Origin of the sequence: Moraxella sp. (genome assembly GCF_024227015.1) — a bacterium.
Classification (GTDB): domain Bacteria; phylum Pseudomonadota; class Gammaproteobacteria; order Pseudomonadales; family Moraxellaceae; genus Moraxella.
This window is the reverse complement of record NZ_JAAELD010000080.1, coordinates 1-2181: the sequence shown is the minus strand read 5'-3', so window position 1 is coordinate 2181 and position 2181 is coordinate 1. Positions and strand designations below refer to the sequence as shown.

Annotated in this window: 3 protein-coding genes; 2 read left to right on the top strand and 1 reads right to left on the bottom strand. The window is 46.7% G+C overall.

Annotated elements, in window-relative coordinates; genetic code table 11:
* On the bottom strand, positions 1-604 hold a 604-nt coding region (locus GY683_RS01670; RefSeq protein WP_297287101.1), incomplete at its 3' end, for an acyl-CoA dehydrogenase family protein.
* Between the two features lie 258 nt (positions 605-862).
* Here GY683_RS01670 and GY683_RS01665 point away from each other — a divergent pair.
* Complete coding sequence (locus GY683_RS01665; RefSeq protein ID WP_112743417.1) at positions 863-1471, top strand: TetR/AcrR family transcriptional regulator; 609 nt, start codon at positions 863-865, stop codon at positions 1469-1471.
* A gap of 105 nt (positions 1472-1576) precedes the next feature.
* On the top strand, positions 1577-2181 hold a 605-nt coding region (locus GY683_RS01660), incomplete at its 3' end, for an AMP-binding protein (protein WP_297287100.1).

The window sequence follows — 2181 nt, the reverse complement described above, 5'->3', positions numbered from 1 at the left end:
TGCCGTGACTGAATCCTTTCATGCCTTTTTCTACCAAGAATGCAGTGATGCCTTTGGCGCCTGCATTTGGGTCGGTTTTGGCATAGACGACCATGACATCAGCGTCGCCGCCGTTGGTGATCCACATTTTTGAGCCATTTAGGATGAAGCGGTCGCCTTTTTGTTCGGCTTTTAGCTTCATGCTGACCACGTCTGAGCCTGCATTTGGCTCACTCATGGCAAGTGCGCCCACATAATCACCGCTGATTAATTTTGGTAAAAAACGTGCTTTTTGTTCTTCGTTGCCGTTTAGGTTGATTTGGTTGACGCATAGGTTGGAGTGCGCGCCATAAGACAGACCGATAGAAGCTGATGCACGTGAAATCTCTTGCATCACCAGAATGTGAGCCAGATAGCCCAAGTTCGCGCCGCCGTATTCTTCAGAGACGGTCATGCCCAACAGACCCATGTCGCCGAATTTTTTCCATAGCTGAGCGGGGAAGTGGTTTTCTTTATCGGTGGCTTCAGCAAGTGGCGCAACTTCTTTTTGGCAGAACTTACGTACCTCGTCTTGAACTGAAAGCAGTGTCTCATCGATGCCAAAGGTTAGGTTAGATAGAGTGATTGGGTTCATGGTTTCGTCCTTGTAGTCCTTGGAAAATGCCAAAACTGGCGGGGGTTTATGTTACAATATGCCTCACATTACAATCAGCAAATTTCATATTTTTCACGGTCAGGCCGCCTTTAATAAAATCACCCAGCCCAAAAAATTATCCTAAAAATTTGCCTTTTACATACTGTACCACACTATTTTTTCAAAAAAAAGTGAATTTTATTAAAAAAATGATTTGCAATTCATTTTTAAATGAGAGACAATAAAATCATGAATTACAAAAGATCCGCATTAATGCAAGAGCGCCTACGCCAAAATCGCGAAGCGATCTTACAGGCAGCCAAGCAGCTCATTAGCCAAGGAGGCATTAAGGACGCCCAAATCCAAGCGATGGCGGATTTGGCAGGCGTGTCGAATGGTCTGGTGTATCGTTATTTTGATAACAAAAACCACATCATCATCGAAGTGCTGTCCGAGGCGATCATGCGCGAGATCGATATTCTAAAGCAGATTGCCGGTCAAGAAGGACCAGCACAAGACAAATTACACAAGGCGGTGAGAGTCTTTGTAAAGCGGGCGCTCAACAGCCCAAAACTTGCCTATTCACTCATGCTAGAGCCTGCAGATGCAGCGGTGGAGGAGGCGCGATTTAAAAGTAAACAAATCGTCAAAGAGGCGATCGAGCACATCCTAAAGGAAGGTCAAGCGCAGGCGGTGTTTGAATTTGAGGATGTGGGCGTAACTGCGCAGTGTATCGTTGGGGCGATGACGTTTGCTGTCATTGAACCTTTAAGCCTAAATCCGCAAGCGATGAACAAGGAAGTATTTAGCACGCAAGTGGCAGACTTCTGTCTCAAAGCGGTCAATCAAGGAAAGTAGGGCGCTGTGGTAAGGTGGTTTGGCGTATCTTAACTTGAAAAAAGCGACACGGGTGTTGCTTGTCCTGTTCATCAGGCGGATAAATCATGATCTAAGGAGAGTGTCATGTACCAAAAACTAAGCTACCTATCAGGCACGAGCGACAAGCCGCTCATTGGTCTTACCATCGGTGAGATGTTCGATCGTGCATGCCTACAGTATGCTGATAAGCAAGCCATCGTCAGCGTTCATCAAAACATACGCCTAACTTATAAGGAGCTGGCTGATAAGGTTAATGCCTTTGCAGCGAGTCTGCTTGAGCTTGGGTTCGATACGGGCGACCGCTTGGGGGTTTGGGCATTAAACAGTGTCGAATGGCTCATCACGCAGTACGCCTGCTTCAAGATCGGCGTGATCTTGGTCAATCTTAACCCTGCCTATAAAGCCAAAGAGCTAGAATACGTTCTTAATAAAGTTGAGTGCCGCGGCATTCTGATCGCTGATGCTTTCAAGACATCAGACTATCACGCCATGCTGGCTAGCATTGCACCTGAGCTTGAGAGCAACCACAGCAAGCATCTGGTGTCTCATAATCTGCCGCACCTAAAAGTCGTCATCAAGGCAAGCGATGTCGAGCACGATGGTGTTTATCGTTTCAATGACTTGCTAAACGCACCAACATTGGCGCAACGCCAGCACATCGAGTACGTCGCCGAAAAACTACAATTCGA

Excerpts from the sequence above, each read along its gene's own strand:
- GY683_RS01665 (WP_112743417.1), top strand. The coding sequence starts at position 863 with ATGAATTACAAAAGATCCGCATTAATGCAAGAGCGCCTACGCCAAAAT.